Source organism: Candidatus Palauibacter sp. (assembly GCF_965216145.1).
In the GTDB taxonomy this organism is placed as follows: Bacteria; Gemmatimonadota; Gemmatimonadetes; order Palauibacterales; family Palauibacteraceae; genus Palauibacter.
In genome coordinates this window covers 4,056,119-4,076,728 of record NZ_OZ244149.1, presented here as the reverse complement: position 1 = coordinate 4,076,728, position 20,610 = coordinate 4,056,119, and the positions used below count along the sequence as shown (strand labels likewise).

The 20,610-nt window shown below is 64.4% G+C and carries 15 protein-coding genes and 3 pseudogenes; 10 read left to right on the top strand and 8 right to left on the bottom strand.

What is annotated here, in order from left to right:
- Nucleotides 1-36 precede the first annotated feature (36 nt).
- The gene (locus ACOOHF_RS17590) at nucleotides 37-498 is read left to right on the top strand and encodes a helix-turn-helix domain-containing protein (protein WP_420462710.1); all 462 of its coding nucleotides are present in this window, start codon (nucleotides 37-39) and stop codon (nucleotides 496-498) included.
- 292 nt (nucleotides 499-790) lie between these two features.
- Entirely contained in the window at nucleotides 791-2,872 is a 2,082-nt protein-coding gene (locus tag ACOOHF_RS17585) for a recombinase family protein (RefSeq protein WP_420462709.1), read from the top strand.
- A 3-nt stretch (nucleotides 2,873-2,875) separates the two neighbouring features.
- On the opposite strand, the pseudogene ACOOHF_RS17580 reads toward ACOOHF_RS17585, so the two are convergent.
- From ACOOHF_RS17580 to ACOOHF_RS17570, 3 genes and pseudogenes are all read right to left on the bottom strand, one after another.
- A pseudogene (locus ACOOHF_RS17580) lies at nucleotides 2,876-3,571 on the bottom strand (DDE-type integrase/transposase/recombinase); the annotation flags it as partial.
- Between the two features lie 51 nt (nucleotides 3,572-3,622).
- The gene (locus ACOOHF_RS17575; RefSeq protein WP_420462708.1) at nucleotides 3,623-4,519 is read right to left on the bottom strand and encodes an integrase core domain-containing protein; all 897 of its coding nucleotides are present in this window, start codon (nucleotides 4,517-4,519) and stop codon (nucleotides 3,623-3,625) included.
- Between the two features lie 2 nt (nucleotides 4,520-4,521).
- Complete coding sequence (locus ACOOHF_RS17570) at nucleotides 4,522-4,803, bottom strand: transposase (protein WP_420462707.1); 282 nt, start codon at nucleotides 4,801-4,803, stop codon at nucleotides 4,522-4,524.
- 75 nt (nucleotides 4,804-4,878) lie between these two features.
- On the opposite strand from ACOOHF_RS17570, the gene ACOOHF_RS17565 reads away from it, so the two are divergent.
- Nucleotides 4,879-5,346, top strand: coding sequence for a hypothetical protein (locus ACOOHF_RS17565; RefSeq protein ID WP_420462706.1), 468 nt, complete (start codon nucleotides 4,879-4,881; stop codon nucleotides 5,344-5,346).
- 380 nt (nucleotides 5,347-5,726) lie between these two features.
- On the opposite strand, the gene ACOOHF_RS17560 is transcribed toward ACOOHF_RS17565, so the two are convergent.
- Nucleotides 5,727-8,312 (bottom strand): hypothetical protein, encoded by a 2,586-nt coding sequence (locus ACOOHF_RS17560; RefSeq protein WP_420462705.1) that lies wholly within the window; start codon nucleotides 8,310-8,312, stop codon nucleotides 5,727-5,729.
- Nucleotides 8,313-9,758: 1,446 nt separating this feature from the next.
- Nucleotides 9,759-10,634: a tyrosine-type recombinase/integrase gene (locus ACOOHF_RS17555; protein WP_420462704.1), complete on the bottom strand. Its 876-nt coding sequence runs from the start codon at nucleotides 10,632-10,634 to the stop codon at nucleotides 9,759-9,761.
- On the opposite strand from ACOOHF_RS17555, the gene ACOOHF_RS17550 reads away from it, so the two are divergent.
- Nucleotides 10,594-12,074, top strand: a protein-coding gene (locus tag ACOOHF_RS17550; RefSeq protein ID WP_420462703.1) for an IS3 family transposase whose coding sequence is annotated in 2 segments (ribosomal slippage) — nucleotides 10,594-10,972 and nucleotides 10,972-12,074 — 1,482 coding nt in all. Because the reading frame shifts where the segments join, the coding sequence is not laid out codon by codon here. The genes ACOOHF_RS17555 and ACOOHF_RS17550 overlap by 41 nt on opposite strands.
- A gap of 112 nt (nucleotides 12,075-12,186) precedes the next feature.
- Here ACOOHF_RS17550 and ACOOHF_RS17545 read toward each other — a convergent pair.
- Together ACOOHF_RS17545 and ACOOHF_RS17540 are read right to left on the bottom strand one after the other, a co-directional pair.
- A complete protein-coding gene (locus tag ACOOHF_RS17545; RefSeq protein WP_420464395.1) occupies nucleotides 12,187-12,840 on the bottom strand; it encodes an HNH endonuclease in 654 nt (217 codons plus the stop codon).
- A 119-nt stretch (nucleotides 12,841-12,959) separates the two neighbouring features.
- Complete coding sequence (locus ACOOHF_RS17540) at nucleotides 12,960-13,862, bottom strand: DNA adenine methylase (RefSeq protein WP_420462702.1); 903 nt, start codon at nucleotides 13,860-13,862, stop codon at nucleotides 12,960-12,962.
- A gap of 204 nt (nucleotides 13,863-14,066) precedes the next feature.
- Here ACOOHF_RS17540 and ACOOHF_RS17535 point away from each other — a divergent pair, with 204 nt between their 5' ends.
- The 6 genes and pseudogenes from ACOOHF_RS17535 (at nucleotide 14,067) to ACOOHF_RS17510 (ending at nucleotide 18,751) form a co-directional block, all read left to right on the top strand.
- Nucleotides 14,067-15,452: an ISNCY family transposase gene (locus ACOOHF_RS17535; RefSeq protein ID WP_420462701.1), complete on the top strand. Its 1,386-nt coding sequence runs from the start codon at nucleotides 14,067-14,069 to the stop codon at nucleotides 15,450-15,452.
- A gap of 147 nt (nucleotides 15,453-15,599) precedes the next feature.
- On the top strand, nucleotides 15,600-16,985 hold the full coding sequence (locus ACOOHF_RS17530) for an ISNCY family transposase (RefSeq protein ID WP_420462701.1): 1,386 nt from the start codon (nucleotides 15,600-15,602) through the stop codon (nucleotides 16,983-16,985).
- A gap of 244 nt (nucleotides 16,986-17,229) precedes the next feature.
- A pseudogene (locus tag ACOOHF_RS17525) lies at nucleotides 17,230-17,334 on the top strand (helix-turn-helix domain-containing protein); the annotation flags it as partial.
- 213 nt (nucleotides 17,335-17,547) lie between these two features.
- Nucleotides 17,548-17,817: a TIR domain-containing protein gene (locus ACOOHF_RS17520; RefSeq protein ID WP_420464394.1), complete on the top strand. Its 270-nt coding sequence runs from the start codon at nucleotides 17,548-17,550 to the stop codon at nucleotides 17,815-17,817.
- Nucleotides 17,801-18,310, top strand: coding sequence for a RipA family octameric membrane protein (locus ACOOHF_RS17515; RefSeq protein WP_420462700.1), 510 nt, complete (start codon nucleotides 17,801-17,803; stop codon nucleotides 18,308-18,310). The genes ACOOHF_RS17520 and ACOOHF_RS17515 overlap by 17 nt, the downstream gene beginning before the upstream one ends.
- Nucleotides 18,311-18,319: 9 nt before the next feature.
- A complete protein-coding gene (locus ACOOHF_RS17510) occupies nucleotides 18,320-18,751 on the top strand; it encodes a TIR domain-containing protein (RefSeq protein ID WP_420462699.1) in 432 nt (143 codons plus the stop codon).
- Nucleotides 18,752-19,250: 499 nt separating this feature from the next.
- On the opposite strand, the pseudogene ACOOHF_RS17505 reads toward ACOOHF_RS17510, so the two are convergent.
- A pseudogene (locus ACOOHF_RS17505) lies at nucleotides 19,251-20,604 on the bottom strand (IS1380 family transposase).
- Nucleotides 20,605-20,610 lie beyond the last annotated feature (6 nt).

Sequence of the window (20,610 nt, the reverse complement as noted above, 5' to 3'; positions counted from 1 at the left end):
TGACACTCTGTCCCACACATCGCTGGAGATGTCTTCATGACAGGTCGCCCCATCGACGACAAGACGCGCACCCTGCGCGAACACGGCTGCCTCAACACCCACCCCGAGCGCGTGCGCGACCCCCGGTTCCTGGACAACGCCTTCTTCGATCCCCGCGATCTCGTGCAGGTCAAGTACGAGATGCTGCGCCGTGTGCGCGAGGACGGCGAGTCCGTCAGCGGCAGCGCCGCCCGATTCGGGTTGTCCCGCCCTACGTTTTACCTGGCGCTACGTGCCTACGAGGCGGGTGGGCTACCGGCGCTGTTGCCGGAGCGGCCCGGACCGCGGCGGCCGCACAAGCTCAGTGCCGAGGTGGTCGCGGCCTTGCTCGCCGCCCGGGCGCAACAACCGCGGCCCAGTTCCCGGGAACTCGTCGAAGTGGTGCGCGAGCGGTTCGGCCTCTCGGTGCATCGGCGCAGCATCGAGCGCGTGCTGGCGCGGCAAAAAAAACGCCTGTGACCCAGCGCGGGCACTCCGATGCGCCGCCGTGGCCGGCCGCGACCTGCGCTCAAGGCTACGAGCGATTGCGCGGTCAGGCCCTTCGGTCCGGGCCCCTGCAAGATCGCGACGGGCTCGCTGTTCTGACATGCCGCGGCGTCGCCGCCTGGTTGCGTGTCTTGGCGACGTTGCCCGCTCCGGCCGGCATCGGGGACGCGCCACGTTCGCCTGGTCCGCTGCCGGCGGGTGTGGAGAGCCAGGCGATGGACATCCTGATGGCGATGGTCCGCCCCCACCTGACGGGGACAGCGGCATGAGCGATGCGCATCGGAAGGTGAGCGCCGGCCACCTGAGCCGCGACGCCTACCTCTATGTGCGCCAGTCCACGGTGCGCCAGGTGGTCGAGAACACGGAGAGCACGCGCCGCCAGTATGCACTGCGCGAGCGGGCGGTGGCGCTCGGCTGGCCGACGGAGCGGGTTGTCGTGATCGACACCGACCTCGGTCAATCCGGGGCCGACCAGGACCGCGAGGGGTTCCAGCACCTGGTCGCCGAAGTCGGCATGGGCCGTGCCGGCATCGTGCTCGGGCTCGAGGTCTCGCGGCTGGCCCGCAACTCCACCGACTGGCATCGGCTGCTGGAGATCTGCGCGTTGAGCGACACGCTGATCCTCGACGAGGACGGCGTCTACAATCCCGGAGACTTCAACGACAGGCTCTTGCTGGGACTCAAGGGCACGATGAGCGAAGCGGAACTGCACATGCTGCATGCCCGTCTACGCGGGGGGCTGCTCAACCAGGCCCGGCGCGGCGCCCTGAAGCTGCCGCTCCCGGTGGGACTGCTCTACGATCCGCTGGACCGGGTCGTGCTCGACCCCGATGCCCAGGTGCAACAGAGCCTGCGGATGCTGTTCGATACCTTCGAGCTCACCGGCTCCGCCACCGCCACGGTGCGCCACTTCCGCGAGCGCCGGTTGCACTTTCCGCGGCGGTTGCGGACCGGGTCCCGCAAGGGCGAACTGCACTGGCAGCCGCTGGAACACTCGCGCGTCCTGCAGGTGCTGCACAATCCCCGCTACGCGGGGGCTTACGCCTTCGGTCGCACCCGGCAGCGGCGGCTTCCCGGCGGTGGCGTGGAGAGCCGGCGCCTGCCGCTCGAGGAGTGGACCGTGCTGTTGCGCAATGCGCACCCCGGCTACATCGGCTGGGAACGCTTCGAGGCCAATCGGCGGCGGTTGCGCAGCAACGCGTTGGCCCACGGCGCCGACCGCCGCCGCGGTCCGCCCCGGGAGGGACCGGCGTTGTTGCAAGGACTGGTCGTGTGCGGCGTGTGTGGCCAAAGCATGACGGTCCGCTATCACAGCCGCCGGGGCCGGCGGGTGCCTGATTACGTCTGCCAGCGCGAGGGCATCCGAACCGCGAGCGCCAAGTGCCAGTCCATCCCCGGCGCCGGCATCGACCGCGCGGTCGGGGCGCTGTTGGTGGAACTGATGACGCCGGTGACGCTGAGCGTCGCGCTCAAGGTACAGGACGAACTGGCGGCGCGCGCCGAGCAGGTCGATGCCTGGCGGGCCCAGGCGGTGCAACGGGCTCGCCATGAAGCGGAACTGGCTCGGCGGCGCTTCATGCAGACCCATCCCGACAACCGGCTCGTGGCCGATGTGCTGGAGGCCGAGTGGAACGCCAAGCTGCGCGCCCTGGACGACGCCCGCCGGGAACTGGAGCAACAGCGCGCCCAGGATCCCGGGCAACCCGACGATGCCCAGCGCCAGCGCATCCTCGCCTTGTCCACCGACTTCCCGCGCCTGTGGAACGACCCCGCGACACCGGCGCGCGAGCGTAAGCGCATGGCGCGTCTTCTAATCGAGGACGTCACGCTGACGCGCGGATCAGATATCGCTCTGGGCATACGCTTGCGCGGCGGTGCGACGCGGCAGTTGCAGCTGGCCCCCGAACCGCCCGCCTGGCAACTCTACCGGACCTCCGAGCACATCATGGCCGAGATCGATCGCCTCACCGACAACCACACAGACACCCAGATCGCGGCAATCCTCAACGACCTCGGACTGCGCACGGGCCGTGGCGTCGCCTTCCGGCCACAACGGATACAGGCCCTACGCCGGGCCTACGGCCTGAAAACCCGCTACCAACGGCTGCGCGCTCAAGGGCTGCTGAGCCTCACGGAAATCGCTGCCAGACTCGAGGTCTCGACCAGAACCGTTAAAATATGGCGTAGTCACGGGCTGCTCCGCGCCCACCCCTACAACGACAGGAACCAGTGCTTGTATGAACCGCCAATCGGACACCCGCCCTCCAAGCAGCAGGGGCGCAAGTTGACCACTCGACAACCCATCCCCCCAACTCCTGTCTCAACCTCCCAACAGGGTGCAGTATGATGTATAGCCCTTCGACTGCGGCCGGCCCACCTTCGTCTTCCGGTGCTCGATCTCCTCGAGCTGGAGGAACAGCTCGTAGGGGTGCCGGTCCTCGCGCCCGCAGTACTCCCGTCCGTTGTCGCTCAGGACCGTCTGGACCTTCAGCCCGTGTTCCTCGAAGAAGGGCAGCACGTGGTTGTTCAGGATCTGGACGGCGGTCACCGGCATCGTCGAGGTGTAGAGCCGGGCCCACACGTAGCGGCTGAAGCAGTCCAGCACCGTCTGGATGTAGACCTTGCCCACCCCCTTCAGCGTGCCCGCGAAGAAGGTGTCAACGGCCACGAGTTCGCCGGTGGCCTTCACTTCGATATGACGCTCCCGGTACTCCGGATCGAAGCGCTCAGCGCCAGGATCTGTTCCTCGGTCAGTTCGAAGTCGCTCTCCCGGACCGTCTTTTCGAGCCGCAGGAGCCGCTCGTGACGCCTCTTCAGCCCGCCCTCGGATCCATACCCCGCGTACGCTTCCCGAGCTCACCTGCACACCCCTCAGCATGAGCTCGTCGGCCACTCGCTGCGCCCCGTGCGTCGGGTGCGCGAGCGCGTGGGCCAGGATGGCCTCCTCTACCTCCGAGGCCACTCGGTTCGGGTGCGGTCCTCTCGCCCCGGGCATGCGGTCCAGCAGACCTTCGGCCCCGTACACCTGGAAGTTCCTTCGGATCTCTGAAGTGACCCCCAAGAGTTGGACACCCGATCTCCGGGTTTATTGTGCTGCTCAACCCTCGCGGTAGAAGTCCTGGATGATGGTCAGGGGTGGCCGGTCTCCGAGGGAGGAGTGACGGCGCACCCGATTGTAGTAGTTGATCCGATCCCGCACGACGGCCGCGAGTTCCTCGAGCGAGCCGGCGTCGAGGATCAGAGACCTGTTCTCCACCTTGAAGCGGCCGAAGAAGCTCTCCATCTCCGGGTTGTCCCTCGGTCCGCGGAGGGCATGGGAGAGTCGCGCGCCCGCCGACAGCAGCCGGCCGGTCCACGCGTAACCGGTGAACACGGGGTCCCGGTCGTGGTGGACGACGACTCCCCCAAGCGAACTCCGGAGGCGGGCCAGGGTCCGCTCCGCCACCGTCCAGGCCGAGAGCGCCAGGTCGGAGTTGGCCGACGCTCCAACGGCGAAGCCCGGGACGTACTTCGTCTGGCGATCGAGGATCGGGATCAGCCACGCCTTCCGGGTCCCATCGGCGTGGACGAGCTCGGTGAAGTCCGTGTGGAAGACCTCCAGCGGCCCGATCTCCACCTTCGGCCGTCTCGAGAGCAGGTTCGCGTGCGGACCCGCGGCGTCGATGGCCCGCCGGACCGCGCTCGGCTTCGGGCGCCTGACCGTGCGCCTCAAGGGCAGGTCCCACAGCCGGTGCAGCCGCGCCACCACCTTCCGGTTCACCCGATATCCGTATGTCTCCCGGAGTTCCGCGGTGGTCCGCCGGTACCCGTACTCCGGGTGCGCCTCGGCGATCGCCTTCAGCGGTGACTCCAGGTGCGCGTACTTCTCCGCGTACCTGACCCTCGTCCGGGTGTGGTGGTACCACGTCGAGCGCGAGAGGCCCGCCGCCCGCAGTGCGGGCGCCAGACCGTGCGCCTCGCGCGCTCCGGAGACGAGCGCCACCTTCTCAGCCACGCTCAGCCCCTCCCGCCCAAGAAATTTTTTAGAAGGGCGATCTCCACCTCCTTCTTGCCCAGGAGTTGCTCCAGGTCCCGGATCCGGCGCTCGTACTCGTTCACCGCCGTGTCCCCGGCGAAGACCTCCGGCGCCCGCTCCACGAAGCGCCGCTTCCAGAGCTGTACCGAGTTCGGGCGCACTCCGTACGCCTTGGCCACCTGGCCGGGCGTCTTCCCGCCCGTCAGGACCTCCAGCACCACCTGCGCCTTCAGCTTGGGCGTGTACCGCCGCCGCCGTGCCATGACAACCTCCTTCCGGTCTGCCAGGTTCTACCCTGCGAAGCACCGCTCCCGGAGGTCAAACGTCACAATGGTGGGGTGTCCAAGATCTGGGGGTCATATCCCTGGATCGCGGATGACGCTCAGTGGGAGGTGCGCAAGTACTCGGCTCGAGGCGATCTGCAGGCGGTCGTCAGATCCTCCGCCACGCCTTCACCGGTCTCCGGCCAGCTTCTCGAGGAATTGCTCAGTGAGAGGTACCGGCATGCAAGCCAAGGTCCCGCCCTGGAAGACCTGAAGCGAGATCAACGACGGATCGCTCGCCACACGACCACGCCGAGTTTCGGCGTGGTGGTCGCCGCGGCGGATGGCGGCGTGGCCATCGGCGAGTTCCGGGTGAACACGGAGTCCTCGCGAGCGTGGATCAAGGTGGACCCGAGCGGAACCGTCACCGCAGTCGATCTCCCGGCCGGCCTCGACGTCAAGCGATGGGGACCGGACTGGGTCACCGGCGTTGAGCGTGACGCGCTGGATCGTGAGGAGATCCATCGCTACACCTGTAGGTGAACGCCATCCCCAGTCGGACGAATCAACAGCACTTCGACTTCCGGGCGCACCGTACCCTCCAGGGCGGTAGCGACTGATTCGAAGAACGCTGCGATCACCGATCCATCTCGAGGAGGCCCAAGGGGCGGGGTGACACGGACCGCGACAATCCGGCAACGGAATCGAGGTCCCGAAGCCTTGGACGAACTCGCCGTTCGCATCGAACATGGTGACCCGGCGCAGCCGGGCCCCTCCCGCTACGAGGGAATCTGGTGCCCGCTCGTCCCATCAAGTGATCGCACATATTTCTTAGCGCCGACCTCGCTCCGCATCGTGCGTTAGAGCCGCGGTCATCCCCTCTCGGGGGAAACCATTACTGGTTCGATTCCGCGGTCCACCCGCTACTCCAATACTCGTACATCTCGGGCGCAGATGTTTCCGTCCCGCGGGTTGATACCCACGACGAAAGTGACTCCGCAGCCCTCCTCAAGTGCGCCCCACTCTTGCGCCAATGATCGATGGAAAAAGTAGCTCGGGCCCTCATTAGCACGCACGAATCCAAATCCACGATGCCCGACGATAGATTTGACAATTCCCTCAAGCTCCCGTCCCCTCCTCTCCCAAATCAGATGGCCCGGATGCTCTACCCTTAGGTCAATCGCCCGCGGTCTTCCCTCATCGTCCTCCCCCACCCGAAAACTCACGCCTGCACCAATGCTAAGTGCCTCCCAGGCCGCAACATCTTCGAGACTCTCGCGATGAAAAAACAGCTCCGCCCCATCCTCCGCCTCCAGAAACCCGAAATTCTCCCGGACCGGAAGACTCGTCACTTTCCCGACAGTGATATCCTCTCCCGTCCGCTCCACAGTTACCCCACTCGTGGCGGACGACCCTCCTGAGGCCAGCCACTGTCTTATGCGCTCCGCTCTTTCCCGCTTGCTCGGCAACTCCCTGGCCATCCCATCCACCAGCCAAACCGCGGACAGCACCCCCTTAGTCAATCGAATCCCAAGGCGACGGTCCGTCAACGCTTGCGGTATTGTCTCGAAGTACTCCCGTGCCCTCTCGAATGCCTCAAGACCAGCCAGAAACTCCCTACTACGAACCGCCAAATCCGCTTCCCGCAAAAACGTTTGACAATATAAGTCGACACTCTTCTGAGCGTCTCCCGCACTAAGCCGCGGCCGCGTACTTTGCAGCGGCTCAAGAGCCTCCCGGGCCCCATCAAAATCTTCCATATATAGCCGGGCTCTGCCTAGTTCCAGCATGACCGCCGGTATTCCCGGGTCCACTCTCAACGCCCGGGCTGCGAACTCCGCCGCACCCTCAACGTCATCACGATTATGCATCAGGAAAAGAGCATAACCATAGAGAAGTGGCCCATAGTCCTCCTTAAACTCTAGCGCGTGTTGATAAGCCGTCTCTGCCTCGAAGATCTTGCCGGCTTCCGCCAGGACGACTCCCTTCACACGATGCACTTCGAAGTATTCCGGTGCTAGTCTGGCCGCCTTGCTTAACGCCTCCAGCGCGTGATCGAAATCAGCTTGGCGACTGAGTCGAAGCGCATCCCGGAGATATTTTGCGGGAACTATGTCCCGACGGGAACGCAAGAATATTGCCGTCCGTTGATACGGATCTCGTCTTCCAGTAGCCGCGATCTGCTCGTGAACCGCAACTATCTTTCGTCGGTTGTCTTCGATGTGCCGCAGCTCCTGAGGTGACAGGGGGTGATGTTTCACTAGATATTGTGCCGCAATCTCTGTGACTTGATAATATGTGTCGTAAGTCGCCCCCTCTGACACGTAATGAGTGGAAACCATGTTGGTTCTCAGTAGATCATTGACGGCCTCCGTCAACGTGAAACCCTCAAGGTTCGCGTGATAACCGATGTCTCCGAGACTGGCTTCTGAGAGAGGCACAAGACAACGGAGGGCCGTTTTGGCATCGTCACTCAAGTGGTCATAGACGTTTGTAAAGCAAAAATCGAGGAATGTGTCAGGATTTGCCAACAGATCTTCGGGTCGAGCGCCGGCTTGTACGCCAGCGACAAACCATTTGATGAAGCCAGGATTGTTGTGTAACCGAGCAGTATATTCTTGGAGCGTTCGGTTGCGACAGTGCACGAGACTGTCGACGTGACGGGCTCGTGCAAGGGCACGCATGAGGACGACGGTGTCGTCACCGTTCATGGGATCGAGCTTTAGGGGGTGTTCAAAGGCACCGAGTGCGATCCGTGAGGTCAATAGCACTTTAGTGCCGCGTGGGAGACGGCCGAGAAAAGACCGAATGCGATCATCGAGAACTGTCTCAAGGTTGTCGAGAATAAGTAGTGTAGGTAGAGCCGTCAGGTCGTCTAGCAAAGCGTCAACGGGATCGCCTACGTTGGTGCGGCCAAGGGCTTGGGAGACGTCGCTTATTAGATCGAGGGACGTAGCGATACTGTCGCTGATTCGTTGAATGTCGGGGCCGGTGAGTGCGTGGGTCTTGGAAGAAGCCCAGATAACGAGATCGAAGGGGCAGTCCGGACTGTCGAGGATGTCATAGGCGGCCTTCAACGCTACGGCGGATTTGCCGATTCCGCCTTCACCAAAGATGGTGATGACTGGGTATTGGCCCAGGACAGCTGTGATTGTGCGCGAGAGGAAATCGTCACGGCCGACAAATCCGGTCTCATCAAAATCCGGTGTTGGTAAATTGTGTGCGACGCGGACAGAAGGTGATGGTAAGACGGGGATGCGAAGGTTGGAGATGGAGCTGGGGTCGGCGGTGAGGAGGTTAAGTGTGTTGCGGACCTCGGTCCAAGGCCCGACGCGAACGTTAGCGAGGCGGTCCACGAGGTCGAACGTGGTGGGGAAGTCACCCGCATGTAGCGGGCGCGAGTGCATGACACGGTTCCGGATGGGGACCAAACGTTCAAGCTTGTGAGTGATGTCTTTGATGTGAGATGCGGCCGCCGACGGAAAGAGGTGGCGGTGGGAATTGATCAAGTGAAAATGATCGGCGAAATCGGCATATGTTACCAGATCGGCAATGGTTGTCGATGATAAGGTGTCCGCTTGCTGGGATGCGCGATCAAGACAGGCGGTATGTAAGGTAGGACCAAGAAACTGAACCGGATCCTCGGAGGGAGTATGTTCGATCAGGAATCGCCGGAGATCCGTCTCGACGGCAGAGAGCGCCGCGTACAGCATCAATCGGGTGGGACTGTGGGTTCTGCCGGTCATGTGACGCCTGTGGTTGCGTGGTCGGATGAAGGGAGAAGGGATCGCGGACAGGTGGTGAGTGCCGGATCCCGAAGAACTCTTCCAAGTTGTAACGGACCGCTCGCATGTGACAAAGTACGCTGGAGGAGGCAACGCGGAGACTAGTGTAAGGGCCGGTGCGGGGGGCGTGCAAGTAGCATCTAGCGTCGCCACGGCTGCGGCGTAGGCAGGATGCAAGATGTACAAGTACGGTAATCACCTGACGTCCGGCCTCGCGGAGGTCAGCGCTTCAGGCGGCGGTCTTGGCCCCCTTCCTAGCTGAGTCCCTTCGCTTCCGAGGCTTCCGGATCGCTTTCTTGAAGACCTGATAGGGCGTTTGTAGGAGATCACCCCACTCTGCAGCTCAGGAGAGATCCAGCCTTACGGACCTGATGAGTTGACGGGGCCGCCGTCAGCGGTCCCCCTCCGGATCGACTCGCGATCGGGAGGCCAGGTGAGATGAAGCTGAGCAAGGAGGCGGTGATGGTGGCGAAGGGGATGTCGGAGCGAGGCACATCGGGCAGGCGGCTGGCCGGTCAGCTGGGGGGGGGGCGGAGGGAGCGCTGCGCTACCGGCTCAGGAGGCTGAAGAGGGACCGGGCAGAGACGGGAGGGTGGATCAGCCTGTGGCGCTAGACGGCTTCGCAGGAGACGGACGAGGCGATCAACTGGTGTTGGAGGATGGCCGGCTGACGGGCGAGGGTCGTCCGGCTCAGGTCCGACAATCTACGAGGTCCTCGTCCGGGATCACGGCTACGAGGGCAGCTACCAGGCGGTGGTGCGGCACCTGAGGCGCAAGCACAGGAGGCCGAGGCTCAGGGCGCTCGGCGGGTGGAGACGCCCCCGGGCGTGCAGGCGCAGCACACTGCGTATTCCGGCGAAGCCGACCACGGATTCCGACAAGCCGATCGGGGATTCCGAGCCATGCCGATCACCTTGGAGGAGCGGAGGTCCATAGCGGGCCGGGGGGTCGTGGTTGAGGGTTGAAGTTAGGGCGTGGAGCCGGCCTTGGTCGAGTCGTAGAGCCTCCTCATGGAACCGCCCTTGAGGGTGATCCTGTGTGCGTTGTTGAGTTATGTGTCATTCAGCATAACTCAACATATGTTGCGGACCGGATTATGGTGCGGATGGTCCGGATCGGCCGCTCGGACACGATAAGTGGCCGTATCTCCCGCAACATAATCTCTTACCATCAGAGCGCGACGAGGAAGGCCATCAGCCCCTTTCTCTCCTTCCACGGTCGATCCGGTCCGGACTGCGCGGCATCGCAGAGTGCCATAGCCTTTGCCTTCATCTCCAGATCGATCTCGGCGTAGACATTGGTGGTATCGAGGCTGGCATGACCGAGCCAGGCACGGATCGTGTTCAGATCGATTCCGGCCTGGAGCAGGTGGCAGGCGCTGGTGTGACGGATCGTGTGAGGTGTGATCCTCCTTCCGGCGAGCGACGGCACGCGGGCGGCACAGCACTGGACGAGCCGATAGGCCCCGGACCGCGTATAGGGTCTTCGTTGCCGGCTGAGGAAGACGGCATCGCCGCTGGCCCGTCCTTCCACGAGTTCAGCGAGCGCAGTTTCGGTCCGCGGCCACAGCGGACACTGCCGGTGTTTTCCCCCCTTGCCGTGGATGTTGACGAGCGCGTGCCCGCCATCACGTCGTCCGACTTGGAGATCGCCCGCCACGAGTTGTGTGCCTTCGGAGACGCGCGCTCCGGTGTTGTAGAGGAACAGGAGGAAGGCGTGTTCGATCCGGCCTCTCGGTGCCCGGCGGTCCGGAACGTCGAGCAGCTTTTTCATCTCGGTCTTGCTGAGCCAGCCGATCGGCCGCGGCGTTGCTTTCTTGGAGGCAATGGCGCGGATACTTGCGCTCCACTCGAGATGTCCGGGGTCGCGGCTGGCGACAAAGCGGGCGAAGGCGCGGATCGCCGACAGGCGCTGCCCCTCTCTGCCAACACTAGCGAGACACGAGAGGAGAAAGAGATTAGAGTAGGGCGAGGCAGAGAGATGGAGGATGGGACGAGGAGAAGGAATGAAGGTGAACGGAACGCCCCTCTCGTCGGGGGAGGGCAAGCGAAGCGCGGCAGCGGGGCCGGATCCGGAGGTGTCGGCGAAGGCGACGCGGCGGCGTTTCACGGCGGCATACAAGCTTTCGATCGTGGAGCAGGCGGACGCCTGCGAGACGCCGGGCGAGATGGGAGAGTTGCTTCGGCGCGAGGGGCTGTACAGTTCGCACCTGTCGTCGTGGCGGAAGGCGGCGCGGGAGGGGTCGCTGCGGGGGCTGGCGAAGAAGCGCGGACCGAGGCCCTCGAGCGGAAAGCGTGAGGCGAGGAAGGTGCGGAAGCTGGAGCGGGAGAACGCGCGGCTGCGCGAGGAACTCCGCAAGGCGCGCATCGTGATCGAGGTCCAGGGAAAAGTATCGGGGCTGCTGGGGTTGAGCCTCGGGGACGGGAAGAGCTCTTGAGCGCGGCCGAAGGCTTGGCCGGGCACGTGGGCGTACGCGCGGCGTGCGCGGCCTTGGGGGTCGCGCACGCCACGTTCTACCGTCGCCGGAGGCCGAAGACCGGGCAGCGGCAGCCCCGGCCGGCTCCTGCCCGGGCCCTGAGCGAAGCGGAGCACGGCGAGGTCTTCGAGGTGCTGTGTTCGCCGCGCTTCGCGGACCGCGCTCCCGCGGAAGTGTACGCGACGCTGCTGGACGAGGGCGTCTACCTGTGCTCGGAGCGGACGATGTACCGGATCCTGGCCGGGAACAAGGCGGTCCGGGAGCGCCGGGCCCAGCGCAGCCACCCGAACCATCCGAAGCCCGAGGTGGTGGCCCGGGCACCCAACGAGGTGTGGTCCTGGGACATCACGCGGCTCCTCGGGCCGGAGAAGTGGCGGTACTTCTATCTGTATGTGATCCTGGACATCTTCAGCCGTTACGCCGTCGGCTGGATGGTGGCGGAGCGGGAGACCGCGGGGCTGGCCGGGCGCCTGATCGAGGAGAGCTGCCTGAAGCACGGCGTCCAGCCGCGGGTGCTCACGCTTCATTCGGATCGGGGATCGCCCATGACGGGCAAGTGCACGGCGCAGCTGCTGGCCGACCTGGGCATCACGCAGTCGCTGAGCCGGCCCCGGATCTCGAACGACAACCCGTACTCGGAGGCGCAGTTCAAAACGGTCAAGTACCACCCCGGCTTCCCCGGCCGCTTCGGCGGCATCGAGGAGGCGAAGGACTTCTGCCGCGACTTCTTCATGTGGTACAACGCCGGGCACCGGCATGGCGGCATCGGCCTGCTCACACCCGAGCAGGTCCACTTCGGCCGGGCGCCCGCCGTGATCGAGCACAGGCAGGAGGTGCTCGCCGCCGCCTACGCCGCCCGCCCCGACCGCTTCGTGGCCGGCCCGCCCCGTGCCGCGGAACTCGCCGCGGAGGTCTGGATCAACCGGCCCATCCCCGTCAGCGTAGTTGATGGCGCGGAGGCAGCGGCGCAAGGCAGCGGTGCCGACGGAAAGGAGGGATCACTAAACTGATTTGTGATATGTCTCACAATCGTTGGCAGGTTCCGAATCTCCTCGACGGACTCGTAAGATAGCCGCTCCCTGGACCATTAACAATAATCTGTTCGACACACTACACTAGCAGCTAGCTGGATTGACTGCGGCCGATGGCTTCGCGCAATAGCCTTTTTATGAAATCTGGAACGTTAAGGTTGCCGCGCGAAGCTAAGCATGCCACCGAGTCATATTCCGGCACCTCTTCGGCGGACCAAACAACATCGGCGCGGCGGATGGCTTTCAGGGCAACGTGAGTGTAAGCGTCCGGGGTCGCCCAGTAGCAGCTGCGGCACAACTCGGAACTCCGGGCCTCGGCCAAGTTGGGGCAGTGTTCGCAAGTCCAAGACTTAGTGCGGTTACACGAAGCACAGAGCAGCATCACGTCGGCTTCATCTATGTTGCTTGTGCTAGGATCTCCCGCGATCTCATATGGGACGCGATGATCGATCTGTAGGTCCCGCGGCTCCCAGCGGCCGCCACAAACGGCGCATCGAGAACCCGAGCCGTCCAACAGGGTCTGCTTGAGGTTAGTTGGCCAAGCTCTGCGACCGCCTAATCTTGATCGGTCCGTCTCCGAAGGGTTGCCGAACCTATAAGCCGCAATTCGGCGCCCGTCAGCACCAGGCACATAGAACGTGACGAGGGGGATCCCTTGCTCGCGCACATCTCGGGCAGCTCGTGGTGGATGGCCGTAGCCATATTGTTCCGCTAGCTCCTCGGTAGTTATGTATCCCTGCTCCATGATGTGATCGATCACGATCCGAGAGCGTTTGCCCTTAACAGTCTTCAAGTGTTCGATGAACCACTCCGGAAGCTCATCTCGCCCGAGACCTCTGTCAGAGCCCATAAGTGGAGCGAACCCTAGAGAAGTTGAGGCTGCGTGACGACCGGAACGCCAGTCGACTGCGCGGCGGCGTTCGCGAGCGAGGGAGAAAGGTACAGCGATTCGTAGGTCACCTCCTTACGCCCGAGGAGTGTCGCCTGAGTCGAGCGGCCCGCCCGGATCTCTAGGCGTACCAGGCCGAGTTCTGAGGGTAGATCTCGTCCGAATCGTTTATCACCAGTCCGTCCATCGTACGACACCGCAAACATGAGGTCACGAGTGCGCAGTTCATGTAGTTCTTCGGAGAATCGATCGTGGTCGATTTTCGGCAAGTAACGGTGGTCTCGTGAACGGCACACTCCCTGATATGGGGGGTCCATGTAAATCACGTCTGTGCTCGTGCATCGTCGCAAGACGGCAGCGTAATCCAGCGCGGTCAGGCGGGCACCTTCTAGGAGAGACGAAGCGAGAAGTAGGCGTCGTCGCACCTCCAAAGGCCGCGCTCCAAGGCGCCGATGATCCGGTGTGTTGTTGAAGTGACCACTTGAGTTGTACCGGATCGCAGCCTTCACGCAGCGGGCCAGAAGATACAGCAGGTCTGCCGGATCATGGGCACGATTGAATCGATCGCGAACGAGTGTGAAGTATTCGCGTTCCCGACCCCGCTGTTCGTTCCAAAGAAGAGCATACTGCTCAGCGAGTGCCCGAGGGCGTTCTAGAATCTCTTTCCAAAGAATAATGAGTGGCTCATGCGCGTCGTTAATCCAAGAGTGAGCGGCCCTTCGACGCGCTGCGACGGCGAGTGACATCGCGGCCGAGCCTGCAAACGGTTCCACGAACCGCTCGGCGTGGCGGGGCAAATGTCGAACAATCTGGGGCGCGATACGTCGCTTGCTACCTTGATACGGAAACGGCCCGACCGGATCCAACGTGTGTGGCATGCACACTGCTCCCTTGAATGCGTGGCGAATCTAACTGACATGGCTCTCCGCAGAAGCCTAACGGTCGAGGGACTCATTTTCTACCCGTTCCTCAGGGCGTGTGTCGTAGCGCAGTAGAAATGTCCTCCCTTAGCGCAGTAGAAATGTCCTCTTACGGTCCATGTTCGGTTTGGGGGCTTCGAACATGGTCCGGGAGAGGATCTGATGGAGTTGAGTCTGAGGGAGAGGGACCGCGTGTCGGTGCTTAGACAGGTGAGCGAAGGCGTGCTGACGGGAGCGGCCGGGGCGGCGCGGCTCGGGGTGACGCCTCGTCACTTCCGGCGTCTGCTTCGGCGGTTCGCAGCGGAGGGTGACGCTGCGGCGGTGCACGGCCTCAAGGGGCGGCCATCGAACCGGTCGCTGCCCGCGGCGGTGCGGGAGCTTGCGCTGTCGGTGGCGGCCGATCCGCTGTACGCGGACTTCGGCCCGACGCTGCTGGCCGAGCACCTCTGGCGGCGTTTCGGCGTCGTCGTGAGCGCGGACACGCTCAGACGGTGGATGCTGGAGGCCGGGCGGTGGGAGCGGCGCCGGCGGCGCGCGCGGCACCGCAGCCGGCGGCCCAGGCGGGCGGCGCTGGGCGAACCGGGGCAGTGGGACAGCTCCGCGCACCCGTGGCTGGAGGAGCGATCGCCGGGGAGCCAGACGCTGATCTCGATCCACGACGACGCGACGAGCCGTCTGCTCATGGCCCGCTTCGTGGCGCGCGACAACGGGGCGGAGAACCGGCGGGCGATCATCGAGTATCTGGGGCGCCACGGCCGGCCCGTGGCGGTCTACACCGACCATGCGGGGCACTTCGGGCAGTGGCTGTCGAAGCGGGAGGAGCGCACGGGCACGATCATTTCGCGCGCGCTGGGCGGGCTGGGCGTCGAGGTGATTCTGGCCGGCTCTCCCCAGGCCAAGGGACGGGTCGAGCGCAGCTTCGGCACCGCGCAGGACCGGCTGGTCAAGGAGATGCGGCTGGAGGGGATCGCCACGCTGGAGGCGGCCAACCGCTTTCTGGAGGACTACTGGGTCCCGTTCTGGAACGAGCGCTTCACCGTCGAGCCCGCCGATCCCCGCGACGCGCACCGTCCGCTCCCGCCCGGCGTGGACCTCGAGGCGCTCTTCGCCGAGACCGATACCCGCGTCGTGGCCCGCGACTTCACGATCCGGTTCCGGAAGCGGCGCTGGCAGATCCCGGAGCGGGAGGCCGGCGGCATCGCCCCGTCCGCCGAGGTCATCGTCGAGCGCCGCCTCGACGGTGAGGTCCGCTTCCGCTTCGGTGAGCGCTACCTGGATGTCGAATCCGTATGCCAAGCCCCCGCCGCTTCCCCCAACGACGCGCCCGCCAAGCCGGCAAAGCCGCGGCCCGCACCTCCCAAGCCAGCTCCGGACCACCCCTGGCGCAAGCACTTCCAAGCCAGTGCCCAACAGGCCATCGCGCGCCGGAACCTCCGCCGCGAGAGAGAAGGGATATCCAACAAGAACGAACCGCCCCGCATCCCCGAAGCGACCGGAGCCGGGGCCAAAACCGGAACCCCCGGGGAGGACATTTCTATTGCGCCCTAACCCCGGACATTTCTATTGCGGTTTGACACGTTCCTCAGGGCGTGTGTCGTAGCGCAGTAGAAATGTCCTCCCTTAGCGCAGTAGAAATGTCCTCTTACGGTCCATGTTCGGTTTGGGGGCTTCGAACATGGTCCGGGAGAGGATCTGATGGAGTTGAGTCTGAGGGAGAGGGACCGCGTGTCGGTGCTTAGACAGGTGAGCGAAGGCGTGCTGACGGGAGCGGCCGGGGCGGCGCGGCTCGGGGTGACGCCTCGTCACTTCCGGCGTCTGCTTCGGCGGTTCGCAGCGGAGGGTGACGCTGCGGCGGTGCACGGCCTCAAGGGGCGGCCATCGAACCGGTCGCTGCCCGCGGCGGTGCGGGAGCTTGCGCTGTCGGTGGCGGCCGATCCGCTGTACGCGGACTTCGGCCCGACGCTGCTGGCCGAGCACCTCTGGCGGCGTTTCGGCGTCGTCGTGAGCGCGGACACGCTCAGACGGTGGATGCTGGAGGCCGGGCGGTGGGAGCGGCGCCGGCGGCGCGCGCGGCACCGCAGCCGGCGGCCCAGGCGGGCGGCGCTGGGCGAACCGGGGCAGTGGGACAGCTCCGCGCACCCGTGGCTGGAGGAGCGATCGCCGGGGAGCCAGACGCTGATCTCGATCCACGACGACGCGACGAGCCGTCTGCTCATGGCCCGCTTCGTGGCGCGCGACAACGGGGCGGAGAACCGGCGGGCGATCATCGAGTATCTGGGGCGCCACGGCCGGCCCGTGGCGGTCTACACCGACCATGCGGGGCACTTCGGGCAGTGGCTGTCGAAGCGGGAGGAGCGCACGGGCACGATCATTTCGCGCGCGCTGGGCGGGCTGGGCGTCGAGGTGATTCTGGCCGGCTCTCCCCAGGCCAAGGGACGGGTCGAGCGCAGCTTCGGCACCGCGCAGGACCGGCTGGTCAAGGAGATGCGGCTGGAGGGGATCGCCACGCTGGAGGCGGCCAACCGCTTTCTGGAGGACTACTGGGTCCCGTTCTGGAACGAGCGCTTCACCGTCGAGCCCGCCGATCCCCGCGACGCGCACCGTCCGCTCCCGCCCGGCGTGGACCTCGAGGCGCTCTTCGCCGAGACCGATACCCGCGTCGTGGCCCGCGACTTCACGATCCGGTTCCGGAAGCGGCGCTGGCAGATCCCGGAGCGGGAGGCCGGCGGCATCGCCCCGTCCGCCGAGGTCATCGTCGAGCGCCGCCTCGACGGTGAGGTCCGCTTCCGCTTCGGTGAGCGCTACCTGGATGTCGAATCCGTATGCCAAGCCCCCGCCGCTTCCCCCAACGACGCGCCCGCCAAGCCGGCAAAGCCGCGGCCCGCACCTCCCAAGCCAGCTCCGGACCACCCCTGGCGCAAGCACTTCCAAGCCAGTGCCCAACAGGCCATCGCGCGCCGGAACCTCCGCCGCGAGAGAGAAGGGATATCCAACAAGAACGAACCGCCCCGCATCCCCGAAGCGACCGGAGCCGGGGCCAAAACCGGAACCCCCGGGGAGGACATTTCTATTGCGCCCTAACCCCGGACATTTCTATTGCGGTTTGACAAGACAGTACCGTGACCGCCTTGCGATTCCTGCCCACCGCGTTGATCTTGCAAGGGAGCGAAACAGTACCGGACCAGCGGAAGCGACAAATCCAGCTAATGCTAGACCGTTAAACGGGCACGGACAACCATGTGTACTCGCCTTGACTGTATTGGACAACGATGACCATCGACCAAACTGAGCTCCGCCGTCTGCACTCTGTTCCCGGGAGGCCAGCGGCATGACCCGGCGAGATGTGGCGACGCCCCTTGACCTCTCGCGCTCGGCGATATCGCGAATTGAGGTGGGAGGCCGAACTCTGTCCGGCCACGAACTCCACCGCCTAGACTCCTTGTTTGTCCACGCAGCTCAACATTTCCCGGGAGCCGCGTTCGAAGGGAAGACTAAGCATGGCTTCCCCACCGAGGACGCTTCTAGGACAGAGCTCACAGTCTTCCTCAGTTCTAGGAAGGAGCACACGACCCTCGTTGATCTCTTTTGTTGCCAGTTGACGAACAGACAGTCGACGTTGTCACTCCGCGAGTACTCCACCGACATGCCGTGTAGGGACCCATGGAAGCCGGAGGTCGAAGGAATCATTCGATCGTGCTCCGCTACCATCTGTATGGTTGGCGACACAACCTATCAGAGCGAACCAGTCAATTGGGAAATCCGAAAGAGCGCTGATCTCGGCAAACTAGTGCTTGCCGTCTATCTCGAGTCTACAGCCGTGTCGATTCCGCCCGCACTCTCCGAGATCGGCGTTACACCCATGCGATGGAACGTCCGTGCGATTGTGAAGGAGCTATATGACCGGCAGCGCTGAGCAAGTCAGAGCTACTCTATTTTGCGATGCGGAAGCCGAAGACGACGGCAAGACCCTGCTAGCGCAATATCAATTGTTGGTCGCGACTTCCGAAGCGCTTGTGGTTCGGCGACAGAGCGTAAATACCTTTTTTCTTTCTGTGAACTCAATCATACTTGCAGGCGAGGGTCTTCTCCTCCCAGATGCTGACACTGGCACCCTGGAATCTGCTGCGATTATCGGATTTGCTTTGGGAGGAATGACGCTGTGTGTCATCTGGCACCGATTGATTACGTCGTTTCGACAGTTGAGCACGGGTAAGTTCCGCGTGATTCACGAGATTGAACGGAGACTGCCAGCGAGGATGTTCACTGCCGAGTGGGTTGCTCTCGGATCTGGCGAAGACCCGAAGACGTACCGACCGTTTACCAAAGTTGAGTCGGCGACGCCGAAGATCTTCGGGCTAATCCAGGTTCTGGTAGCTGCCGGCGGACTCTATCTGTTGTGTAGATAAAGGACGACAATGAGCACACATCGCATTCACATCTTTATCAGCCACTCATGGGCCTACTCCAGTCACTACGAAACGCTGTGCGAATGGATCTATAGCCGCGTGTGGCGCTTTGGCCAAGCGTCGTTGGTTTTTGCCGATTACTCAGTGCCGAAAGATGATCCGATCCACGATGCACCAACTGAGGGTGCCTTGATGGATGCGATTCTCAGGAAGATTGCGCGAAGCCACGTTGTTGTGATTCCGACCGGCATGTATGCGACGTACAGCAAGTGGATCGCAAAGGAGATCCTCGGTGCAGGGGAGAAAGGGAAACCAATCTTGGCGGTTAATCCTTGGGGGCAGCAACGACGGTCGGTCGTCGTTGCCGACGCCGCCGGGAAGATAGTCGGTTGGAATCGGCAGAGTGTCGTTGGTGGAATCTGGGAACTTTACCGGCAGTGAGGCCTGCGGGACGAGTCAGATCGCGTGGGGATCACCGGAGTCGATCTCCATGGTTCGACGGCGGTGGTGCATTGCGATCCGAACGATGAAGTGACGCTGGTCGCTGTTGGGGGTGGGTGAGGGGCGGTAGAGTGGCAGGGTCGGCGGCATTGGCCATCGGTACGCGAAGGGGGCCGTGAGGGACGGCGTGTACGAGTACCGTATTCAGTTGAGACGCGGCTTCGCGGAGGCCATCGGACCAGACTGCGGTGTTCATCGCCTTTAGCCCGGATTTCTCACACGCTGCCCGCGGGCGCTCGGCTGAGGTCGTTTCGGGCATAGTGGGCGCGATAATGGTCGGACTTGGGACGTTCGGATAGTCCCGGACGACGCGGTCGCCCTTTTTCCGCGGGCCTTTGAGGGGACGCCCCGCGTTCGTGGTGGGTCGGGGTGTGGCGAGGAGACACGGGTGCGTCGGCCCGGACCGCGGGCGGGCTGGGCGGTGGGTCTTACGGCGTTTCTACGTGGGGAAGCTTGCGTGGACGCGAGCGAACTCGGTCTGGAAGGGGTGGTGGGAGTCCATGGCGATGGCGACGCGGCGGACGGAGACGGAGACGCGGGCGCCGATCTTGAGGAGCTCGAGGCGCAGCGAACCGGCGGTGGCGCGTGCGAGGCGGGTATGGTGGAGGGCGTCCCGCACGCGGGCGGTGAGGACGGAGGCGAAGGCGGAGAAGAGGAGCCGGAGCTGGTTGGCGCGGGTGGGGGTGGCGGAGGTGCGCGCGGCGAAGAGGTCGAGCTGCTGCTCCTTGATGGCGTTCTCGGCTTCGCCCCTGGGGCGGTAGATGCGCTCGTAGACGGTTCTGGAGGAGGCAATCCTCTCCGGCAGCGAGGTGACGACGAAGCGGGGGTTGGCCTTGCCGGGGAGGTGCTCGGCCTTGCCGACGACGCGCCGTGCTCGGGACCAGCTCTCGCGGGTGGAGTGGGAGAAGTCCTTGAAGCGTCGCGCGGGGCGGTTGCGCCTGAGGGAACTGGCCTCGGCGGCGGCGAGTTCCGGTTGGATCCTTGCCGTGAGCCGTTCGTTCCCGGCGAGGCCGATGGCGTAGTGGATGTTCTCCCGCTCGCAGAAGGCCATGAGTTCCTCGCGGGCGTAGGCGGAGTCGGCGCGGACGAGGATCTCGACGCGGGGCCAGCGGCGGCGGATGAGCGCGATGATGCGCCCAAGCCGCTCGGTGACGCCCTCGGCGGGGTCGGCGTTGCCGGGGCGGCAGGACGGCGGCCAGGGGGTGGTGGCCGCAGAAGATGTACAGCGGCAGGAAGCAGTAGTGGTCGTAGTAGCCGTGGAAGAAGCGGCCCTGTTGGCGGCCGTGGACCTCGATGTCGGTGCAGTCGATGTCGAGGACGAGGCGTGAGGGAGGCGCGCCGGACCAGGACTCGGTGAACAGGACGGGGAGCAGGTCCTGTAGCGCCTCGACATCGTGGCCGATCCTGTGGTAGCGGCCCGGCTCGCCCTCGGGGGCGTGCTCGAGCCGGTTGAGTGTGCTCTTGCCGGCCAGTGCGGCGCAGTCCCTGCGGGCGCCCTCGATCTTGCCGGAGATGAGCCCCGGGACGGGATCGTGGCGCAGTTGGTCGTGGTCGTTCAGATCCTCGTGGCCCAAGGCGAGGCCGACGATGCGCTGGGCGACGAGGGTGGCGAGGGCGTGTTCGGTGAAGCGCGGATCCCGGTGGTCGGTGAAGCAGGCGGCGACGCGCTCGAACAGGCGCGTGGATCGTCCGATCCGGCTGAGCAGCAACGCCCCGGCGTTGGAGGTGATCGCGCCCCCGTTGAATGAGGCCACGACTCTGCGGCCCTGGCAGCCTTGAAAGGCGAACGAGATGGCCTT